Genomic DNA, 20278 nt, shown 5'->3' on the forward strand with positions numbered 1-20278 from the left:
GTCGTTTGATACCTGGGCGGACCGTCAGACGATCAAGAAATCCTTGTGGGTCAGCTTGAGCTTGGTGGGCAGGACGGCAATCTGCAGCGCCGGTTTGGAGCCGGTGCCGTCGGGGTCGAAGAAGAGAGCGCCGGTCTTCTTGTTGTAGAGGATATGGTCGTTCGAATCGTGCACCTTGTCGCCCGTCCAGAACGCGGACTTCGAGAGCCAGCCCTTCTTGCCGATGCCCTTGAAGGCTGACAGCTTGAGGTGAATCGTGTCGTCCGCGACGTTGAAGTCGTAGAGATATTCGACATTCGTCTTCACGTTGGGCTTGGTGTCGAACACGAACACGTCCTTGCCGTTCCCTCCGAGCATGATGTCGTTGCCGTTGCCTCCCACGAGCGTGTCGTCGCCTTCGTAACCGTTGAGCTGGTCGTTCCCGGCCAAGCCCGAGAGGTGATCGTTGCCGGACTCGCCCGATAGGGTGTCGATGCCTGCGGTTCCCCTGAGGGTGAGCGGCGTGGTCTCGGTCACATTCCGGACACCGATCGTGATGGCCTTGGTGAATTCGCCGCCATAGGGGTCCGTGGCCTTGATGGAGACGATGTGCTGCTTCGCCGTCTCGTAATCGAGTGCGCGATTGAGGAAAAGCTTGTCACCGTCGATGGAGAACAAGCCTCCGGCGCTGTCCATGAGCGTGTAGGTCAGCGTGTCGCCATCGGCATCGGAACCGTAGATGTCAGCGATCTTGCCGGACGCCGCCGCTTCGGAAATGCTCGAACTCGACAGAAAGATCGACGACGGTGCGGCGTTGGACAGCGCAACCTTGGTGTCGGCGAATTTCAGGATGCGGATGTCCTTGAGAAGGTCGGTGCCGTCCTGACCCGTGTTGTCGATGATCGTGTAGCTGCCATCCGCATTCTTGCTCCAGGTGTAGTTGGAGCGGTTGCCGGAGAATTCCGCCGTATCCTCGCCGCTCCCGCCATCGAGCGTGTCGTCGCCCGCTCCGCCGACGAGGGTGTCGGCTCCGGACCCGCCCTCGAGCGTGTCCTTGCCGCCGCGACCTTCGATCCTGTCGTTGCCGGCTCCGCTCTTGAGAAGGTTGTTCCTGGCGTCTCCGCTCAGCTTGTCCGCGCCTCCGCCGGTTTCGACGTTGCGGATGTTGATCAGGGTGTCGAGGCCATAGCCGGTGTTTTGCGCAACTTGAATCGCAAGATCGACGGTCGTGGCAAGGCTGCCGGAGAAGAAGGCCGTGTTGATTTCGTTCTGGTCGCTGCCGCCGTCGAGCACGTCGTCGCCGTAGCCGCCCTCCAGCGTGTCGTTGCCCGCCCCGCCCTTGAGCACGTTGGCATAGCTGTCTCCGGTGAGCGTATCGTTGAAGGCGCCGCCGGTGAGGTTTTCGATGTTGACCAGGAGATCGGTCGAGACGCCGGTCCATTGCGAGAAGGCGCGGTCCAGGCTGACATTGAGTGCCGCCGAAGCCCACGAATAATCGACCGTGTCTTTCTGGGTGGCACTGGTGGAACTGCCGCCGTTGATGATGTTGACGCCCGTTCCGCCGATGAAGGTTTCGCCGACCGCGCCGCCATAAAACGTGTCCTCGGCTGCTCCGCCCTTGATCGTGACGCTCAAGGTCGTGCCGGCGGAAGCCAGATAGCTGCCGGCGGTCCCGTCGTAAAAGTTCTTGCCGTTCTTCAGATCGACGAGGAGAGAGCCGTCGGCTGCCGTCGTCAGGAACAACCCGGCATTGATGACCCGGTCGTCGCCTTCGCCGCCGATGATGATCGTGCCGGAGGATGCTTGGACGAGGCCTGAATTGAAGAGGTCCAGCCGGCTCGAAGTACTGCCCGTCGGGGTCAGGTCGATCCCGACGACGCCGGAAATGCTGCCGCCTTGCAGAGAACTCAGGTTGGAGGCGCTCGTCGGAAGGGTTCCGTGCAGAACGTTGCTGACCGTGTGGGTGCCGGTGCCCAGGAAGCGCAGGCCGGTCCCTGACCCGGATGTGATTTTTCCTTCATTGTAGACGGTGTTGCTTGCGCCGGAGAACTCCAGGGCGTTCAGCTTGACGTTCAGGGTGATGTCGTAGGCGACGATGAGGCGGTGGCTGGCGGTCGCCTTGATGCCGCCGGCGTCGCTGTCGGGATCGGACAGGCTCCATCCGAGAAAGGTCGTCCCCGTCTCGGCCGTCAAATGCTTGTACTGGATCTGGTTGTCGGCCCCGGCCGAGAGGTCGGAGCTTTGAAGAATGGCCTTGTAGATTTCCGTCATGAGAGAACCCTCGGACCGAGCCGGTCATGGAGGGTTTATACGTTATGAAGTAACGATGCGAAAGAACCTTCTCCGACGTTCGGATGACCTCCGCCGCGGACGGCTCAGAGAGCTTCGCCTCTCAGGAGGCGCGGCGCCTCGTCGGCGCGCAGGCCGGCCGCCTCGCGGATGAAGAAGCGCTTCAGGCCCGGCATCCGGTCGACGAGGCCCAGCCCCAGGTCGCGGATCAGGCGCACGGGCAGGACGTCGTTCGAGAACAGGCGGTTGAGGCCATCCGTCATGAGACCCATCGCGGTGATGTCGGCACGGCGTGCGCGTTCGTATTGGTCGAGCACGTCGGCCGCGCCGGGGTCCATCCCGAGGCGCAGGGCGTCGGTGATGATCTCGGCGAGCGCCGCCGCGTCGTGCAGGCCGAGATTGAGCCCCTGGCCGGCGATCGGATGGATCACATGGGCCGCGTCGCCGAGGAGCGCCAGCCGCTCGCCCACGAAGGAGCGCGCCACCCCGAAGGACAGAGGGAAGGCCTGCGGCCTAGTTTCGAAAGCGATCTTGCCGAGCTGGAGCCCGAAACGGCGTTCGAGCTCGACGAGCAGGTCGTCCGGGGCTGAATCCAGCAGGGCCGGCACGTTATCGGCGCGTTCGGTCCAGACGATGGAGGAGCGATGCCGGAGGTTGCCATCGGCCTGGAGTTCGGGCTTGAGCGGCAGGATCGCGAAGGGGCCGGAGGGCAGGAAATGTTCGACGGCCCTGCCCTCGTGGTCGCGCTCATGAGCGATGGTCGCCACGATGCCGGACTGGTTGTAAGGCCATGAAATCCAGCCGATGCCTGCCTGCTCCCGCAGGCGCGAGCGCGCCCCGTCGGCGGCCACGAGCAGCGAAGCCGGCAGGCTCTCGCCGTTCGCCAATGCGATCTCCGTGTGGGCGCCTTGGACGGCAAAACCTTTCACGCCCTCCGGCCTGAGATCGACACCGTTCTCCCGGCAGGCCTCCAGCAGGGCCGCAGTCAGGTCGCCCGCCGTGATCATGTGGGCGAAAGGCTCGTGCCCATCCACCTCCCCGGCGAAGGTCAGGAAGGTCGGTCGCACGGGATCCTGGAGGCGGCTGTCGGTGATCACCATGTCGAGGATCGGCTGAGCTTTGTCGGCGATCTGGTCCCAGGTCCCGAGCGCCGTCAGCATCCGCCGTGCCGCCGCGGCAATCGCATAGGAGCGCTTGTCTCCGTGGGGATCGCGCCTGAGCGCCGGGTCGCACATCACCACGCCGATTCCGTCGCCGAGCGCCTTCTTCAGCGCCAGCGCGAGCGACAGACCGGCGAGCCCTCCGCCCGCAATGACGATGCGCGGCCCCTCCATTCCCGTCGCTGCGCTCATGATTCTTGCTCCTCAACGCCTTGTCCGGTGAAGGAAACGCTTACGCGGGTCGAAAATGCATCGGCCCGGGACGCTCTCCGGCTCCGAACGTTATAGGTGGGTGTCCGCCAATCATTGACCAGCGTCAAGCTTGACCTTCTCGAAGCGCTCATCGATGGATGGCTGTTGCCGATCGAAGGACCTTGAACCCATGTCCCGTGCCGTCTCCGATCTCCTCTCCATCCTCGACCTCGAGCCGCTCGAGGTGAACCTGTTCCGCGGCCAGAGCCCGAAGAGCGGATGGCAGCGCGTGTTCGGCGGGCAGGTGATCGGGCAGTCGCTGGTCGCCGCGACCCGCACGGTCGAGGGTCGTCACCCCCATTCGCTCCATTGCTATTTCATGCTCCCCGGCGACCCCAAGGTTCCCATCATCTACGAGGTGGACCGCATCCGCGACGGCAAGAGCTTCACCACCCGCCGGGTCCTGGCGATCCAGCACGGGCAGGCGATCTTCGCCATGTCGGCCTCGTTCCATCGCGACGAGGAGGGTTTCGAGCATCAGGCCGAGATGCCGAAGGTGCCGGGCCCTGACGAACTCCCGAGCGAGGAGGACGTGAAGGGCCGGCTGCTCCTCCAGATGCCCGAGCCGATGCGGACCTATTACGAGCGCGAGCGTCCCCTGGAAATCCGCCCGGTGGAGATCAACCGCTACACGTCCCGCGATCCGGGCGAGCCGCGGTTTCATGTCTGGATCAAGACCCTGGGCCGCTTGCCGGACGATCCCGCCATCCACCAATCCGTCCTGGCCTATGCCTCGGACATGACCCTCCTCGACACGTCCCTCTTCCCCCATGGCCGAACGGTCTTCGATCCGAACATCCAGCCGGCGAGCCTGGATCACGCCATGTGGTTCCACCGGCCGTTCCGGGCCGACGAATGGCTGCTCTATGCGCAGGATACCCCGAGCGCCGGCGGTGCGCGCGGCTTCTCGCGCGGACTCATTTTTAAGCAGGACGGGACCCTCGTGGCTTCGGTTGCCCAGGAGGGGCTGATCCGCGAGCGCCGGACCTGACCAGCACTGCCTAAAAATTCAACAATATGTCTGTTTTATAGCCCAGCTTCCGATGCCTAGCAAAGAGGCAGAGGCCCTTTTCGCATGCCGACAGAGCTTGGCATGCTTCTTGCGTAGATCCCCCCGACACCCGTCCATGAGGCCGGGTTCACGTTGGAAACCGCCGCCCGGGCTATCGGGCGGACGTCTCAAAGGGGGCCTAACCCATGAAAATCGTGATGGCGGTCATCAAGCCGTTCAAGCTGGAAGAGGTGCGCGACGCGCTCACCGCTCTCGGCGTGCACGGCCTCACCGTGACTGAGGTGAAGGGATACGGACGGCAGAAGGGTCATACCGAGATCTATCGCGGCGCCGAATACGCCGTGAGCTTCCTGCCGAAGCTGAAAATCGAAGTGGCCGTGGCGAGCGAGCTCGTGAACCAGGTGATCGACGCGATCACGGCGGCCGCGCGCACGGGCCAGATCGGCGACGGCAAGATCTTCGTCACCTCGCTCGAGAGGGCGGTCCGCATCCGCACGGGCGAGACCGACATCGACGCCCTTTGATTCCATTCTTTTGATATTCCGGAGTTTAGATCCGATGAAGTTCCGTCCTCTCCTCCTGCCGGCGCTCGGTGCGCTGGGATTAGGCCTCGCGACCCTCGATCCGGCCCTGGCGCAAGACGCCGCCGCTGCGGCCCCCACGGTCAACAAGGGTGACACCACCTGGATGCTCGTCTCGACCATCCTCGTGATCCTCATGACGATTCCCGGCCTTGCCCTGTTCTACGGCGGCCTCGTGCGCACCAAGAACATGCTGTCCGTGCTGATGCAGGTCTTTTCCGTGTTCAGCCTGGTCGCCATCCTGTGGGTGTTCTACGGCTACTCGCTCGCCTTCACGTCCGGCGGCGAGGGCATCGGCGCCGTCATCGGCGGCTTCTCGAAAGCGTTTCTCGCCGGCGTGAACACGGATTCCACCGCCGATACCTTCACCAAGGGCGTGGCGATTCCGGAATTCACCTTCATCGCGTTCCAGCTCACCTTCGCGGCCATCACGCCGGCCCTGATCGTCGGTGCCTTCGCCGAGCGCATCAAGTTCTCCGCCGTGATGGTCTTCACGGGCCTGTGGCTGACCTTCGTGTATCTCCCGATCGCCCACATGGTGTGGTTCTCGGAAGGCTATCTCTTCGGCCTCGGCGCCCTCGACTTCGCGGGCGGCACCGTCGTTCACATCAATTCCGGCGTGGCCGGCCTCGTCGGCGCCCTCATGATCGGCAAGCGCGTCGGCTACGGCCGCGACCTGCTCGCCCCGCACTCGCTGACGCTCACCTTCGTCGGCGCCTGCCTTCTGTGGGTCGGCTGGTTCGGCTTCAACGCAGGCTCCAACCTGGAAGCCACGGGCGGGGCCGCTCTCGCGCTCATCAACACCATCCTGGCTCCGGCCGCGGCCGGCCTCGCCTGGATGACCGTGGAAGCCTTCGGCAAGGGCAAGGCCTCCCTGCTCGGCATCGCCTCCGGTGCGGTCGCCGGCCTCGTGGCCATCACCCCGGCCGCCGGCCTGTCCGGGCCCATGGGCTCCATCGTGCTCGGTCTCGTGGCCGGCGCGGTCTGCTACTTTGCCGTCACCGGCGTGAAGAACGCGCTGGGCTATGACGATGCCCTCGACGTCTTCGGCATCCACGGCGTCGGCGGCATCATCGGCGCCATCGGCACCGGCATCGTGGCGGCCCCGTCGCTCGGCGGCTACGGCGTCGGAGAGTACTCCATCGGCGGCCAGGTCTGGACCCAGATCATCGCCGTGGTGATCACCCTGGCCTGGACCGGCATCGGCTCCGTGGTGCTCTACAAGATCACCGATCTCATCGTCGGCCTGCGCGTCACGCAGGACCAGGAGCGCGAAGGCCTCGACCTCGCGGACCATGGCGAGCGCGCCTACAATTATTGAGATCACCCGGATCGCCCGGCTCGACTCGAGCGATCCGGCAAGAAGCCTTCCAGAGGCTCACATGGAAAGCCCCGGTCCGAGCGGCCGGGGCTTTTCTCGTTCATGTCGTGTCGTTCCCGATCCGCAGCCGCCGACGGGACACCCGCCACGTCAAGGCCGGTGATGACGAGGGGACGGCGAAGATGCGTCTCACCCGTTCTTGATCAGCTGCCGCAGCTTCGCCCGCCGGGTCTCCTCCGGCTCCTGGAAGTTGGAGGTGCCGTAGAACTCGCCGTTGCTGTCCATCAGGAACAGGGTCGCCGAGTGGTCCATGGTGTAATCCTGACCCTCGGTCGGCACCTTGCGGTAATAGACCTTGTAGGCGCGCGCGGCGGCCGCGATCTCCTCCTCGGTTCCAGACAGGCCGACGATGCGCGGATCGAAGGAGGAGAGATAGGTCTTCATCAGCTCCGGCGTGTCGCGCGCAGGATCCACCGTGATGAACACGGCCTGCAGCCGGTCGGCGTCCTTGCCCAGGGCCGTCATGTCCTGGGTCAGGTCGTAGAGGGTGGTCGGGCAGACTTCCGGGCAATGGGTGAAGCCGAAGAAGACCACGAAGGGCTTGCCCTTCAGGTTGTCCTCCGTGAACGGCTTGCCCTCATGGCTGGTGAGCCGGAACGGGCCGCCGATCGGCACCTTGCCGGCGCTCTGCTGCTGCCCGGACGGGAACAGGAGCAGGCCCGCCGTCACCACCAGCACCAGGAGGCCGGCGGTGAACACGACGAGGGGCACGAGGAGACGTTTGATGGTCATGGCCGATCTCCCGGGCTAGTGCTTGTGCTCGGCCGGCGCTGTCCCGCCGCCCATGCCGCGCACCGCGTATTCCACCTCGACGGAGCCGGCCTTCTCGAAGACGAGCGTGCCCTTGACGGTCTGCCCTTCCTTCAACGGCTCCTTGAGATCCATGAACATGAGGTGGTATCCGCCCGGCTTCAATTCGACCGTGGCGCCGGGCTTGATCTCGAGCCCGCCCTCGACCGGCTTCATGCGCATCACGTCGCCGTCGAGGCGCATCTCGTGCACCTCGACCTTGGAGGCGAGCGGGAACGAACCGCCGATCAGCCGGTCGGGCGTCGCGCCCGTGTTGGTGATGCTCACATACCCGCCGCCGACCTTGGCGCCGCCCGGGGTCGCCCGCGACCAGGGCTGTTCGAGAGTGAGGGTTCCGGCCTTGACGACCTGCGGGGCGGTGACGGCGCCCGCGATGCGCACGCCGGGTGCCGGCGATGCAAGACTGTGCGGGTTCTCGCCCGCGGCCGGCACCTGGGTCCATTCCGCGGTCGCGCCGTCGCATTCCTGCACCACGGGGAAATACACCGTCGCGCCGGGCTGGAAGGCATCGGTGAAGCGGGCCTGGAACACGAACTCGTCGTAATAGGCATCGTCGAGGGAGCCCGTCCAGACGATGTCGGTCACCCCCTCCGTGACGGCGTCGCCGTAGAGCTGGTAGGCCTTCACGTACGAGCCCTTGGTGGTCTCCAGCTTCCAGCCGGCCTTGGGCATGGGTTTGACGGCGATGATGCCCTCGGGAATGCGGACGCGGACCTTGAGGGTGGCCTTGCCGTCGCAGCCGTGGGGAATGCGCAGCACCGCCTTGTAGGTGGAGTTCGGCGCCGTCTGGGCGTTCTCGAAGGTGACGTGGGCGAGAGCTGGCGTGGACAGCATGAGGGCGGCGGCAAGCGCGCCAATGCGTGACGAAGTCATGGAAAGAGTCCTTGCGGAATTGGGAAATCGGCGATTGCGGATCAGCCGCGACGCGGCGGCGCGCGCGATCCCAGGGGCAGGACGTTGGAGGTGAGACGCAGATGCGGCGCCTCGGCGGGCATCTCGTCCGCGGCGGCGACGGGCGCGATCCGCCCGGGCAGGGCCGTGTCGGGAACGGGCCCGGTCATGCCGGGGCCGTGACAGCTCAGGGTGCAGCAGAGATTCTGATGGGCCTTCGTCGGCCCGTGATCCGGCGCGGAGGATCCGTCCTGAAGGCAGATGATCTCCTGCGTCTCGGCCGCCACGGCCGTGTGGAACGCGCCGCTGACCGAGAGAAGCAGGGCCTGCAGGACGAACGCATAGGCCATCACCGCCACGATCGCGGCGCGTGTCCAAGGGGTTCGGGGAGCCCTGCGCGTCATGGCCGGGACACTCCTCTTTTCGAAGAGGAACGTCAACATCGGATCGCCCGGGCGACTTTCTCCGCCCGATGCACTTACGGTTAAAGGACCCTTAACCCGGCTTCTCTAGCATCCTGGCGAGATTGTCCCGTCCTATGGATTTTTAGAGTGGTTTGATGCGTACGGCCCGCCGTTCTTCTTCCGCCTATGATGGCCTCTTCAGCGCCTTCCGGGCCTTCCTCGCCCGCCGGGCGCAGGAGTTGACGGGCCTGTGCCTGATCGCCGTCGCCGGCGCGGTCGCGGTGGCGCTCGCCACCTGGTCGGTGGACGATCCGAGCCTCAACAACGCGACCGACCTCCCGGTCCGCAACCTTCTCGGCTGGCCCGGCGCCATTGTGGCCGACCTGCTGATGCAGCTCTTGGGGTTAGGCGCCATCGCGGCCGTGCTGCCCCTGGCGCTCTGGGGCTGGCGCCTGATGAAATCCGGCGATCTCGGCCGCCTGCAGCTGCGCCTGGCCCTCTGGGTCATCGGCGCGGGTGCCGCGACCGCCCTGGCCAGCGCCATGCCTCCGACCCAGAGCTGGCCCCTGCCGACGGGCCTCGGCGGCGTGGTCGGCGATGCGATCCTCGCCGGAGCGAAGGCGATCACGGGCCTCTCCAGCGGCTCGGCCAGCGCGGTCCTGGGCTTCCTGTTCGCGGGCCTCGCCATTTTCAGCCTCACGGCCGCCTGCGGCCTCGGGCCGGACGAGGAGCGGCATCACGAGGAGCTGGAGGAGATCGAGGAGCCGCAGCCCCTCAGGCGGCGCAAGATCCAGGATTGGGACGAGGCGGAGGAGATCGGCCACGACGAGCCGGGCTGGGGCATCGTGTCCCTGGGCGCCCTGGCCCATGGCGTCATGAGCCTGCGCGCGACCGCGCGGCGCTGGAAGGAAGGCCGCCGTTCCGCTCTGGACGATGAATACGACGAGGCGCCCGCGCAGCCGAAGCGCGCCTCCCGCCAGCCGGGCCTGCGTCGGGAGCCGGTTCTCGACGGTGCGCCCGCGCGTCCGAGACCCGCGCCGGCTTCCGTACCGATGCACGACGAGGACGAGGCCGGCTGGGACGACGACGGACACGCCCCGCCCTCCCCGCGTCCGGCGCCCCGGCCCGAGCCGGCGCCCACGCGCGTCGGACCGGCCCATGCCGCGCCCAAGCCCGGCAAGCGCATGGCCCGCGAGGCGCAGCCCTCCCTGCTGGACGAGGAGCATTATCAGCTGCCGCAGCTCAACCTGCTCGCCGAGCCGAAGCGGCCCGCCGCGCCCACGATCTCGGCCGAGGCGCTGGAGCAGAACGCCGCCCTTCTCGAAGGAACGCTGGAGGATTTCGGCGTGCGCGGCGCCATCACGAAGGTCAATCCCGGACCTGTTGTGACGTTGTACGAGTTGGAGCCGGCGCCTGGGACGAAGTCGTCGCGGGTGATCTCGCTGGCGGACGACATCGCCCGCTCGATGAGCGCGGTCTCGGCCCGCGTCGCCGTGGTCCAGGGCCGCAACGCCATCGGCATCGAGCTGCCCAACCACAAGCGCGAGACCGTGTACCTGCGCGAGCTGCTTGCCTCCCAGGACTTCGAGACCTCGAAGCAGAAGCTCGCCCTGTGCCTGGGCAAGACCATCGGCGGCGAGCCGGTGATCGCCGATCTCGCCCGCATGCCGCACCTGCTGGTGGCCGGCACCACCGGCTCGGGCAAGTCGGTGGCGATCAACACCATGATCCTGTCCCTGGTCTACCGGCTCTCGCCCGCCGAGTGCCGCCTGATCATGGTCGACCCGAAGATGCTCGAGCTGTCCGTCTATGACGGCATTCCCCATCTGCTCACCCCGGTGGTCACCGACCCGAAGAAGGCGGTCGTGGCGCTCAAATGGGCGGTGCGCGAGATGGAGGACCGCTACCGCAAGATGTCGAAGCTCGGCGTGCGCAACATCGACGGCTTCAACGCCCGCGTGGTCGAGGCCAAGGCGCGCGGCGAGACCATCACCCGCACGGTGCAGACCGGCTTCGACCGCGAGACCGGCGAGGCGGTGTACGAGGACGAGGTGATGGATCTCGATGCCTTGCCCTACATCGTGGTGATCGTCGACGAGATGGCCGACCTGATGATGGTGGCCGGCAAGGAGATCGAGGGCGCGATCCAGCGCCTGGCCCAGATGGCGCGCGCCGCCGGCATCCACGTGATCCTGGCCACCCAGCGTCCGTCGGTCGACGTGATCACCGGCACGATCAAGGCGAACTTCCCGACCCGGATCTCGTTCCAGGTGACCTCGAAGATCGACAGCCGCACGATCCTGGGCGAGATGGGCGCCGAGCAGCTCTTGGGCCAGGGCGACATGCTGTACATGGCCGGCGGCGGGCGGATCACCCGCGTGCACGGGCCGTTCTGCTCGGACGAGGAGGTGGAGAAGGTGGTGGCGCATCTGAAGCGCCAGGGCCGGCCGCAGTACCTGGAGGCGGTCACGGCCGAGGAGGACGAGGGCGGCGGGGCCGGCGCCGATGCGCCGGTGTTCGACCAGGGCGAGTTCGGGGCGCCGGGCGGGGATCTGTACGACCAGGCGGTGGCGGTGGTGCTGCGCGACAAGAAGGCGTCGACGAGCTACATCCAGCGCCGGCTGCAGATCGGCTACAACCGCGCCGCCTCCCTGATGGAGCGCATGGAAAACGAGGGCATCGTCGGCCCCGCAAACCATGCCGGTAAACGCGAGATTCTGCTTGAAACGCCGGGGATGGGAGACGATTAAAGCTTCGTCGGAACCTTGGCGGCTGCACCGCGTCATCGTTGAGCCATGCGCAATGGCCAAGCAGCCGTCGCGACGATGGTCCGAAGGAGATTGAACCGGATGCGTCTCATCCCTCTCGTCAGCCTGGCGACCGCCCTCCTCGCGGGTGCTCTGCCGGCCATGGCACAGACGCTCCCGATCGACATGATCCTGGCTCCGACCCGTCCCGCGGCGGCCCAGGCCTTCGGCCCCTCTCTCCCTCACCTGCCGACCGCCTCGTTCCGCCATGCGAGCCATGCGGCAGCCGAGATTCAGCTGTCCCGGCCCGTGATCCCGAGACCGGCCAATGCGGAGCAGGTTCTGGCCGTGACGGCTCCCCTGCCGCCGAGTCGCCCGGCCCTGTCGGAAATCCAGCGGACCCCGGAATCGGAACCCGTCGCCATCGCGCCTAAACCCATCGTGACCGCGGCGGTGGAGCCCGTGGCCCTGCAGCAGCCCCTGCCGAACAGCGCGGTGGTGGAGCGGGCGAACGCCTATTTCACGAACCTGACCACCCTGGTGGCCGATTTCACGCAAGTGGGCGGCGACGGGCGGCGGCAGGGCGGCACCCTCTATCTCCAGCGTCCCGGCAAGGTGCGGTTCGAATACGATCCGCCCGCGACCCTCCAGGTGATCGCCGACGGGCGCTCGGTCGCCGTGCGCGACCGCAAGCTCGCCACCCAGGACCTCTATTCCATCTCCCAGACGCCGCTGAAATTCCTCCTGCGCGAGCAGGTCAATCTCGGTCGGGACATCCGCATCACCGGCATCACCAACGACGGCGATTCGGTTCGCATCGGCCTGGAAGATTCCTCGACCCTGGGCGGCACCTCGCGCATCACCCTCTATTTCGACTCCCAGGTGGAAAACCTGAACCAGTGGCGCATCGTCGACGCGCAGGGCTTCCAGACCGTGGTGGTCCTGAACAAAGCCGAGCGCGGCCGCCGGATCGACCAAGACCTGTTCAAGATCCAGTACGACATCCTCGTGGGTGGGAATAAGTAGTCGCTCAATCCATGGGGACGGCACAGGGCCGGTAATGGCGACGGGAACTCATCGCGCCCTTCTCCGCAGAGACGACAATGTCGCCCTTCCCTCGGGCCGAAATCTGTCGTAGCCCGGAGGGATCTTCCGAAGGGCTTCCCCCGTGCAACTGACCGTCTCGACCTGGAACATCAATTCCGTTCGCCTGCGCCTCGATCAGGTGGGCCGCTTCCTCAAGGAGCGCCGCCCGGACATCCTGTGCCTGCAGGAGACCAAGTGCCCGAACGACAAGCTGCCCCTCAAGGACCTGCAGGCCTTCGGCTATCCCTTCGTGGTCCATATGGGCCAGAAGGGCTATAACGGCGTCGCCATCCTGTCCCGCTACCCTTTCTCCGAAACGAGCGTGATGGAGATGTGCGGCCGGCAGGACGCGCGCCACATCACCGTGACCCTGAGCCGCGAGGCCAAGGCGGCGGCTGGGCTGACGATCCATAACTTCTACGTCCCGGCCGGCGGCGACATTCCCGACCCGGAGCTCAACGAGAAATTCAGGCACAAGCTCGACTTCATGGCCGAGATGCGCTCCTGGGGCAGCCGCGCGAAGCCGACGGCGGGCCCGGCGATCCTGGTGGGCGATCTCAACGTGGCGCCCCTCGAGCATGATGTCTGGAGTCATAAGCAGCTTCTCGACGTGGTGAGCCACACCCCGGTCGAAACAGAGACCCTGGAGGAGCTGCGCCAGGAGGCGGAGTGGATCGACGCCATGCGCGTTCTGCGCCCGGAGCCCGAGAAGATCTATTCCTGGTGGAGCTACCGTTCGCCCGACTGGGCGGCGGCCGACAAGGGCCGGCGCCTCGACCATATCTGGCTGTCGAAGGGCATGAAGGACACGCTGCGCTCCATCGACGTCACCCGCGACACCAGAGGTTGGGAGCGGCCCTCGGACCACGCCCCTGTGACGGCGGTGCTTGAACTATAGAAGGATCGTTTGCCGGTTAAGCCTTTGAGATCTTGTTAACCGCTCTTTGCGAAAGGTTCTGCACGACTTTCCCTAAGGTAAATAGCAGTGCAGTTCTTCGCCAATCGAAAGCTTTCCCATCTCACGACGGCCGCCATGGTGGCGTTCGTCGTGCTGACCGCCGCCGCTCTCTTCGCGGTCGTGTCCCTTCAGACCCGCTCGGACGTCCAGACCAAGGCGCTGGCACAGCTTCAATCCAACGTGCGGACCTTCGTGGGCATCCTGCGCGGCTCCATCGACAGCCTCGCCGTGAAGAAGGACGCCACGGGCGCCGTCACGGGGATCACGGTGAGCGACGACGCGGTGTTCTACAGCGACGAGCTTGCCGACCGGATCGCCGAGGCGACGCAGGCTCCCGCCACCCTGTTCGTGAAGGATTCGAGCGGAAACTTCATCCGCCGCGCCACGAACATGCGCAATCCCGACGGCTCCCGTGCGGTCGGCACGGCCATGGACCGCAACGGCGTGATCTTCCCGATCGTATCGGCGGGCGGCACCTATGTGGGCCAGGCCAAGATCCTCGGGAACGATTATCTCCTGGTGAACCTGCCTGTCTTCGGCCAGAGCGGACAGGTTCTGGGCGTCCTCGGGAGCGGGTTTCAGGTCACCGCGCTCGAGGCTTCGGCGGACCGCCTCATGTGGCATATGGAGATGGCGTCCCTCGTGGCCGTCCTCGTGCTGACGCTCGCGGCGATCCTGTCGGCCCGGATGCTGTTCCGGCCCATTCCGAAGCTGGCCCAGACCATGAAGAGCCTGGCTCATGGCGAAACCGCCCTGACGGTACCCTACCTGGCCTGGAAGAACGAGATCGGCGAGATGGCCCGGGCCGTGGAGATCTTCCGCGAGAACAATGTGGAGCGTCAGCGGCTGGCCGCCGAGCAGGCCACCGAGAGCGACGCGAAGATGCAGCGCGCCCTGAAGCTCGACGAGCTGACCCGCCATTTCGAAGCCAATGTCTCGGCCCTGACGCAAGGGCTGGCCGCGGCCGCTTCGGAGATGGAGGCGACCGCCCAGACCATGACGGTCACGGCCGACCGGACCAACCGGCAATCCGTCAGCGTGGCCGCCGCCGCCGAGCAGACCTCGAGCAGCGTGCAGACCGTCGCGGCCGCGACCGAGGAGATGTCGATCTCGATCCGGGAGATCGCCCGGCAGGTCAACCAGTCTTCGCAGATCTCCTTCGAAGCCGTCGAGAACGCCAAGCGGACGAACGGCATCGTGCAGGCCCTGTCGAGCAGCGCCGAGCGTATCGGCGACGTGATCACGCTGATCAACAACCTGGCCGCCCAGACCAACCTGCTGGCGCTCAACGCCACCATCGAGGCGGCCCGCGCGGGCGAAGCCGGCAAGGGCTTCGCCGTGGTGGCCTCCGAGGTGAAGAACCTCGCGACCCAGACCGCCAAGGCCACCGAGGAGATCGGCTCGCAGATCGCCCAGATCCAGGGGGCCACCCAGGAGGCCGTCGGGGCCATCCACGGCATCCAGACCATCATCGACCAGATCTCGGCCATCTCGACCGGGATCGCGGCCGCCATGGAGCAGCAGGGCGCCACGACGGGCGAGATCTCCCGCAGCGTCCAGGAGGCCGCCCGCGGCACCGGCCAGGTGACGGAGAGCATCGACAGCGTGAAGCACGGTGCGGGCGAAACCGGCGCCGCGGCCACGCAGGTCCTCGGCGCGGCCCAGGAACTCGCCCGCTATGCGGAAAATCTCAGCCGCGAGGTCGACGTCTTCCTGTCGGACGTGAAAGCCGCGTGAGGGGGCTTCCCCTCACGTCTCGTCCGGCGTCTTCGAGGGGTTTTCCTCGCCGTCGATGGCGATGAGCTGCTGGCGGACCCGCTCCAGGCCTTCCGTGAGGCGGGCCAGCTCGTCCGCCATGACGTCCTGGATCGCCGTGGCGGCATCCGGAAACTCCTCCAGCACCCGGCGCATGAGGCTGGGGCTGACGCGGATGATGGCCGAGGGTTCGCGGGCGGTGGCGGTCGCGCGGCGCTCGATGCGGGCGAACAGGGCCGCCTGCCCGATGAGGGAGCCCGGACCGGCCACGAAGGCTTCGGACGAGCCGCTCTCGCCGGCGTCGAGCGCAATGGCGCCGCGGCTCACCACATAGCCCCCATCCGAGCGGTCGCCCTTGCGGAACAGCACGTCGCCTTCCCGATAGGTCCGGCTCTCGGACGCGAAGGCGACGAGGCGCAGGGCATCCCGCCCCAGCAGGTTGAACAGCGGAGCCTGGCTCAAGACCGCGATATCGTCGTCGAGCGCCATGGGATGTCAGGGCACCAGCTTGTAGCCGCCGGGCTCCGTGACCAGGATGCTCGCATTGGACGGATCGGCCTCGATCTTCTGGCGCAGGCGGTAGATATGCGTCTCGAGGGTGTGGGTGGTCACGTTGGAATTGTAGCCCCAGACCTCGGTGAGCAGGGTGTCGCGCCCGACCACCGCCTGACCGGCGCGGTAGAGATAGCGCAGGATCGCCGTTTCCTTTTCCGTCAGCTTGAGCTTGGAGCCCTTGTCGGTGGTGAGCAGCTTCGAGCCCGGGCGGAAGATGTAGGGGCCGATCTGGAACACCGCGTCCTCGCTCGCCTCGTATTGGCGCAGTTGCGCCCGGATGCGGGCGAGCAGCACGGCGAACTTGAACGGCTTGACCACGTAATCGTTGGCGCCGGCCTCCAGGCCCATCACCGTATCGGCGTCCGACCCTTGGGCCGTGAGCATGATGATCGGGCTGCGGAAGCCGTTCTGGCGCATGACCTTGACCGCCTCGCGCCCATCCATGTCGGGCAGGCCCACGTCCATGATGGCGAGATCGATCCGGTCCCCCTTCACCGCCTCGATGGCCCCCGTGGCCGTCTCGGCGATCGCAACCTGAAACTCGTCATAGAATCCGAGCTGTTCGGCTAGGGTGTCGCGCAGGTCCTGATCGTCATCGACGACGAGGAGGCGGCTGGCATTCGACATCTCAAACCCTTCAACACGAGGAACCGCGAAATGGCAGAAGCGGCCTTCCAATAGCGAAAAACCCCCAGGCCTCAAGCCGGTTCGTTCGCTCTCTTGTCGCCGCGCACGATCCGGTTCGACCATCGCCGCCCGGTTTTCGCCCGCGCGAGCCTTGAGCTTCGGATCACGCTCGACGCATAAGAGTAGTCATTCCCAGCTTGACAACAAGAGGGACCTCCCGTCCCTTCCACTGCCGATGAAACGTTCTCGCGTCAATGTCATCCGAGTCTTCCGCTCCCCGCTCGACCACCGGCGCGGGCGGCTCGAAGCCGGAAACCTCGTGATCCCCTGCGCTCTGGGACGATCCGGCACGCGTCGTGCCAAGCGCGAGGGCGACGGCGCGTCCCCGGTCGGGCGCTTCGGGATCCTGCAGGCCTTCTACCGGCCCGATCGCGGTCCGCGCCCCCGAACCGGCCTCGGCTTGAAGCCGATCCGCCCCGGCGACGGCTGGTCGGACGACGTGAGGGACCGCCGCTACAACCGCCTCGTTCCCCTGCCCTGCCCGACCAGCCATGAGACGATGTGGCGGGACGACCACCTCTACGACGTGGTGCTCGACATCGCGTGGAACCGCAGCCCCATCGTTAAGGGGCGCGGCAGCGCCATCTTCCTCCACCTCGCCCGCCCGGGTTTCCTGCCGACGGAAGGCTGCGTCGCCGTCGACAAGCGCATGATCCGCCGCCTGCTGGAGCGGATCGGGCCGAGGACGCGGATCGAGATCGTGGGATAGAGGCCGCGTTGTCATCCCCGGCGCACGAAGTGCGGGAAGGGGATCCAAGGCTCTGCGCCTGATCGTGGATTCCCTTCCCCTCCGCTGCGCTTCGGCCGGGAATGACACCGGTGGTGCTCTTCGGATCGAGATCACCGGCACAAGGCCGGTGACGACGTGGCGGGTCTCAGTGCCGAGATGCCTCACCCGGTTACCGTGTCGTAAAACGTCTCCGGCCCGTCGATCTCGCGCAGCCGGCCCTTGTCGATGAGCAGGAAGCGCGTGCCGATGGTTTTGACGAAGCTGCGGTCGTGGGACACGACGATGCAGGTGGCCTGCTGGTCGAGGATTTCCGCTTCCAGCTGTTCGCGGCCCGGGATGTCCACGTGGTTGGTGGGCTCGTCCATGAGATAGACGTTCGGCTCCGACAGGCGAAGCGCCAGAAGGCCGAGTCGCGCCTTCTGGCCCGGCGACAGTTTCGCGATGGGCAAGCCTTGTCGCTCGATGGTGAAGCCCGCTTCCGCCAGCACCGCGCGGCTGCGCTGATCGCCGAGGCGGAAGCGCGACAGGATGAAGTCGTGCGCGGTCGCGCCTTGCGGCAATTGCCCCATGTCCTGATCCACATAGCCGAGAGCGAGGCTCGGGCTGACGCGGATGCCCGGCAGGCCATCCGCCTGCGTCATCGCACCGTGCAGCAGGCGCACGAATTGCGACTTGCCCGCGCCGTTGCGGCCGAGAACGACGATGCGCTCGCCCTGCGCCACATCGAGCTTCGGAACCGTGAAGAGTTTTCGCCCGTCGGGCGCGTGCACGGCGACGTTCTCCAGCGCCACGAGCACCCGCGCATGGGAGCCGCGATTGGCGAGCCTGATCTCGCCCGGCCGCTCCTTGTGCACGGCACGCGCGGCCTGCTCCAGCGTGTCCGCGCGGCGCTTGATCTGGGCGGATTTGACCTGCGCCGCGTCGCTGCCGCTGTTGATGCCGACATTGCGCAGCGCCGATGCGCTCTGGCGCAGGCGCTTCACCTCACGCAGTGTCTTGTCGCGCTGCGTCTGCGCCGCCGCATCGTGTGCATCGAGCAAGGCGCGGGCACCGCGATAGGGATGCGCGAAGGCCACCGATTCCTCCGGCCGCAGGAAGAGGGTTTTCGTCGTGCAGGCATCGAGGAAGTCCCGGTCGTGGCTCGCCACAACGATGGGCGCGGTGTAACCCGCCGCATTGATCCAGGCTTCCAGCCTGAAGAGCTTTTCGAGATCGAGATGGTTCGTGGGCTCGTCGAGAAGGAGCAGATCCGGTTGCGTGATCCACGCCCGCGCGATGAGCGCAAGGCGCTGCCAGCCGCCGCTGAGCGCGCGCATCGGCAGGGTGCGCAGATCGTCCGGCGCCTCGAACTCGTCGAGCACCATGTCGACGCGCCATTCCTCGCTCGCGTGTTCGTCGCCGGAGAGGGCCGTGAGCAGCATGTCGTGAAGGGACAGGTCGAGGAGGTTCGCCGGAACGTCCTGCTCCACGAGCGCGACGCTCAGGCCCCGCGGGCGGACGATGTCGCCCTCGGTCGGTTCGACAAGACCGGCGATGCATTTCAGAAGGGTCGATTTCCCGGCGCCGTTGGCGGCCACGAGACCGAGGCGGTCGCCCTCGCCGATGACGAGGTTCAGGTTGCGGAACAGGGGCGTGTGGGCAATGACGGTGACATTGCGAAGGCTCAAGGCGGCCATGGGGAAATCTCACTGGTGCGGCGCGCTCGGGCATAGGCCATCGGAAGCGCGAAGAGTCTGGAAGGTGTCAGGCGCGCCTGATCCTTGCGGAGCCTCGGGCGCGATGAGCCGTTCAGAGCTGACCAGAATGAGATGGAGACAGAGGGATGGCTGTCAGATCCGTTCGATGGCCGGCCCTGCAACGAGCTGCTGCAGGGCGTGCCAGGGGCCGAACTTGCGTTGATGCATCGCTTCAAACATGCAGCCCTCCCTGGTTCAAATGGCGATCGAGAACGCAAGCTTAACCGGAATGGGCCTGGGATGCAAACTCGGGACGTTACCGCTTCTTGATGAAGTCCACGAAGGCCCGCAGGGGCGCGGGCATGTGGCGGCGGCTCGGGTAGTAGAGGAACGGCCCCGAGAACGGCTGCAGCCAGTCCTCCAGCACCGGCTCGAGGACGCCGCTCGTCAGTTCCTGCTCCACGAAGCCCGCGAAGGTGGCGATCAAGCCGAGCCCCTGGATCGCGGCCGTGACCTCCAGGTCGATGCTGTTGGCGATCACCCGCGCGGTCGGCGTGATCTTGATGACCTCGCCGTCGCGCTCGAACTCCCAGGGATGCATGATGCCGCTGGCGAAGCGATGGCGAATGCAGGCGTGGTTCAGGATGTCCCGCGGGTGCGTCGGCCGGCCGTGCGCGGCGAAATAGGCCGGCGCACCGGCGACGGTGAAGCGCTGCACGCGCGGGCCGATGGGCACGGCGATCATGTCCTTCTCCAGCCGCTCGTCATAGCGGATGCCCGCATCGAACCCGGCCGCCAGGACATCGACGAAGCTGTCTTCGGTGGTCACTTCCAGGGCGATGCCGGGATGGGCTGTCAGGAACGGCCCGATGATCGGAGGCAGCACCAGGCGGGCCACCGCCGTGGGCACGTTGAGCCGCAGCGTCCCGGTCGGCGAGTCGCGAAAGCCGTTGACCGCATCGAGCGCGGCCGCGACCTCGCTCAAGGCCGGGCTCAATCGTTCCAGCAGCCTCTGGCCCGCTTCCGTCGGGGTGACGCTGCGGGTCGTGCGGTTGAGGAGGCGCACGCCGAGGCGGGACTCCAGGCGCCGGAGGGCTTCGCTCAGGGTCGAGGCCGAGACGCCGCGCAGCCGTGCCACGCTGCGGAAGCTGCGCGCCCGCGCGACTGCCGCGAAGGCTTCGAGATCCGCCAGATCCACATCGCTCATTGTTCGAAAATCCAAACAGCCTGTTCCGGCTATGCCGGATTATCGCACGAACCGGAAGCGGGCATGATCCGTTCATGCCGACGTAGAACCGCCGGCCAACCCTTTTCAGGAGATCAGC

Annotated in this window: 17 protein-coding genes; 8 read left to right on the forward strand and 9 right to left on the reverse strand. The window is 66.4% G+C overall.

The window, feature by feature from the left end:
- Positions 1 to 24: 24 nt before the first annotated feature.
- Entirely contained in the window at positions 25 to 2250 is a 2226-nt protein-coding gene (locus tag U0023_RS08040; protein WP_009490624.1) for a calcium-binding protein, read from the reverse strand.
- A gap of 104 nt (positions 2251 to 2354) precedes the next feature.
- The gene (locus U0023_RS08045; protein WP_009490626.1) at positions 2355 to 3620 is read right to left on the reverse strand and encodes a ubiquinone biosynthesis hydroxylase; all 1266 of its coding nucleotides are present in this window, start codon (positions 3618 to 3620) and stop codon (positions 2355 to 2357) included.
- 190 nt (positions 3621 to 3810) lie between these two features.
- Between U0023_RS08045 and tesB the strand changes: the two genes are divergently transcribed.
- The 3 genes from tesB (at position 3811) to U0023_RS08060 (ending at position 6594) form a co-directional block, all read left to right on the forward strand.
- Entirely contained in the window at positions 3811 to 4671 is an 861-nt protein-coding gene (tesB, locus tag U0023_RS08050) for an acyl-CoA thioesterase II (RefSeq protein ID WP_009490628.1), read from the forward strand.
- Positions 4672 to 4877: 206 nt separating this feature from the next.
- Complete coding sequence (locus U0023_RS08055) at positions 4878 to 5216, forward strand: P-II family nitrogen regulator (protein ID WP_009490630.1); 339 nt, start codon at positions 4878 to 4880, stop codon at positions 5214 to 5216.
- Between the two features lie 34 nt (positions 5217 to 5250).
- A complete protein-coding gene (locus tag U0023_RS08060; RefSeq protein ID WP_009490632.1) occupies positions 5251 to 6594 on the forward strand; it encodes an ammonium transporter in 1344 nt (447 codons plus the stop codon).
- Between the two features lie 189 nt (positions 6595 to 6783).
- Here U0023_RS08060 and U0023_RS08065 read toward each other — a convergent pair whose 3' ends face one another.
- The 3 genes from U0023_RS08065 to U0023_RS08075 are packed head-to-tail and all read right to left on the reverse strand — an operon-like array spanning position 6784 to position 8759.
- On the reverse strand, positions 6784 to 7386 hold the full coding sequence (locus U0023_RS08065) for an SCO family protein (protein WP_009490634.1): 603 nt from the start codon (positions 7384 to 7386) through the stop codon (positions 6784 to 6786).
- 15 nt (positions 7387 to 7401) lie between these two features.
- Entirely contained in the window at positions 7402 to 8337 is a 936-nt protein-coding gene (locus U0023_RS08070) for a DUF1775 domain-containing protein (RefSeq protein WP_009490636.1), read from the reverse strand.
- Positions 8338 to 8378: 41 nt separating this feature from the next.
- Entirely contained in the window at positions 8379 to 8759 is a 381-nt protein-coding gene (locus U0023_RS08075; RefSeq protein ID WP_009490637.1) for a hypothetical protein, read from the reverse strand.
- A 155-nt stretch (positions 8760 to 8914) separates the two neighbouring features.
- On the opposite strand from U0023_RS08075, the gene U0023_RS08080 reads away from it, so the two are divergent.
- From U0023_RS08080 to U0023_RS08095, 4 genes are all read left to right on the forward strand, one after another.
- Positions 8915 to 11509, forward strand: coding sequence for an FtsK/SpoIIIE family DNA translocase (locus tag U0023_RS08080; protein ID WP_009490638.1), 2595 nt, complete (start codon positions 8915 to 8917; stop codon positions 11507 to 11509).
- A 99-nt stretch (positions 11510 to 11608) separates the two neighbouring features.
- Entirely contained in the window at positions 11609 to 12532 is a 924-nt protein-coding gene (locus tag U0023_RS08085) for an outer-membrane lipoprotein carrier protein LolA (RefSeq protein ID WP_009490639.1), read from the forward strand.
- 142 nt (positions 12533 to 12674) lie between these two features.
- Positions 12675 to 13490 carry an exodeoxyribonuclease III gene (xth, locus tag U0023_RS08090; protein WP_009490640.1) on the forward strand — a complete coding sequence of 272 codons (816 nt, stop codon included), beginning with the start codon at positions 12675 to 12677 and terminating at the stop codon, positions 13488 to 13490.
- Positions 13491 to 13577: 87 nt separating this feature from the next.
- Positions 13578 to 15287, forward strand: a complete 1710-nt coding sequence (locus U0023_RS08095) for a methyl-accepting chemotaxis protein (RefSeq protein WP_009490641.1) — start codon at positions 13578 to 13580, stop codon at positions 15285 to 15287.
- A gap of 12 nt (positions 15288 to 15299) precedes the next feature.
- Here the strand turns inward: U0023_RS08095 and U0023_RS08100 are convergent, their stop codons facing one another.
- Both U0023_RS08100 and U0023_RS08105 read right to left on the reverse strand, forming a co-directional pair.
- On the reverse strand, positions 15300 to 15794 hold the full coding sequence (locus U0023_RS08100; RefSeq protein WP_009490642.1) for a cyclic nucleotide-binding domain-containing protein: 495 nt from the start codon (positions 15792 to 15794) through the stop codon (positions 15300 to 15302).
- Positions 15795 to 15800: 6 nt separating this feature from the next.
- Complete coding sequence (locus U0023_RS08105; protein ID WP_009490643.1) at positions 15801 to 16487, reverse strand: response regulator transcription factor; 687 nt, start codon at positions 16485 to 16487, stop codon at positions 15801 to 15803.
- 235 nt (positions 16488 to 16722) lie between these two features.
- Between U0023_RS08105 and U0023_RS08110 the strand changes: the two genes are divergently transcribed.
- Complete coding sequence (locus tag U0023_RS08110; RefSeq protein ID WP_009490644.1) at positions 16723 to 17256, forward strand: L,D-transpeptidase family protein; 534 nt, start codon at positions 16723 to 16725, stop codon at positions 17254 to 17256.
- 182 nt (positions 17257 to 17438) lie between these two features.
- Here U0023_RS08110 and U0023_RS08115 read toward each other — a convergent pair whose 3' ends face one another.
- Both U0023_RS08115 and U0023_RS08120 read right to left on the reverse strand, forming a co-directional pair.
- On the reverse strand, positions 17439 to 18953 hold the full coding sequence (locus U0023_RS08115) for an ABC-F family ATP-binding cassette domain-containing protein (RefSeq protein ID WP_009490645.1): 1515 nt from the start codon (positions 18951 to 18953) through the stop codon (positions 17439 to 17441).
- A gap of 316 nt (positions 18954 to 19269) precedes the next feature.
- Positions 19270 to 20160, reverse strand: a complete 891-nt coding sequence (locus tag U0023_RS08120) for a LysR family transcriptional regulator (RefSeq protein WP_009490646.1) — start codon at positions 20158 to 20160, stop codon at positions 19270 to 19272.
- Positions 20161 to 20278 lie beyond the last annotated feature (118 nt).

Origin of the sequence: Microvirga lotononidis (assembly GCF_034627025.1) — a bacterium.
GTDB classification, from domain to species: domain Bacteria; phylum Pseudomonadota; class Alphaproteobacteria; order Rhizobiales; family Beijerinckiaceae; genus Microvirga; species Microvirga lotononidis.

Coding starts and splice junctions, on each gene's coding strand:
- U0023_RS08065 (WP_009490634.1), bottom strand. CDS start 7,386: ATGACCATCAAACGTCTCCTCGTGCCCCTCGTCGTGTTCACCGCCGGC.
- U0023_RS08100 (WP_009490642.1), bottom strand. CDS start 15,794: ATGGCGCTCGACGACGATATCGCGGTCTTGAGCCAGGCTCCGCTGTTC.
- U0023_RS08085 (WP_009490639.1), top strand. CDS start 11,609: ATGCGTCTCATCCCTCTCGTCAGCCTGGCGACCGCCCTCCTCGCGGGT.
- U0023_RS08070 (WP_009490636.1), bottom strand. CDS start 8,337: ATGACTTCGTCACGCATTGGCGCGCTTGCCGCCGCCCTCATGCTGTCC.
- U0023_RS08115 (WP_009490645.1), bottom strand. CDS start 18,953: ATGGCCGCCTTGAGCCTTCGCAATGTCACCGTCATTGCCCACACGCCC.
- U0023_RS08110 (WP_009490644.1), top strand. CDS start 16,723: ATGAAACGTTCTCGCGTCAATGTCATCCGAGTCTTCCGCTCCCCGCTC.
- U0023_RS08045 (WP_009490626.1), bottom strand. CDS start 3,620: ATGAGCGCAGCGACGGGAATGGAGGGGCCGCGCATCGTCATTGCGGGC.
- U0023_RS08060 (WP_009490632.1), top strand. CDS start 5,251: ATGAAGTTCCGTCCTCTCCTCCTGCCGGCGCTCGGTGCGCTGGGATTA.
- U0023_RS08040 (WP_009490624.1), bottom strand. CDS start 2,250: ATGACGGAAATCTACAAGGCCATTCTTCAAAGCTCCGACCTCTCGGCC.
- U0023_RS08080 (WP_009490638.1), top strand. CDS start 8,915: ATGCGTACGGCCCGCCGTTCTTCTTCCGCCTATGATGGCCTCTTCAGC.
- U0023_RS08075 (WP_009490637.1), bottom strand. CDS start 8,759: ATGACGCGCAGGGCTCCCCGAACCCCTTGGACACGCGCCGCGATCGTG.
- U0023_RS08055 (WP_009490630.1), top strand. CDS start 4,878: ATGAAAATCGTGATGGCGGTCATCAAGCCGTTCAAGCTGGAAGAGGTG.
- U0023_RS08105 (WP_009490643.1), bottom strand. CDS start 16,487: ATGTCGAATGCCAGCCGCCTCCTCGTCGTCGATGACGATCAGGACCTG.
- U0023_RS08120 (WP_009490646.1), bottom strand. CDS start 20,160: ATGAGCGATGTGGATCTGGCGGATCTCGAAGCCTTCGCGGCAGTCGCG.
- tesB (WP_009490628.1), top strand. CDS start 3,811: ATGTCCCGTGCCGTCTCCGATCTCCTCTCCATCCTCGACCTCGAGCCG.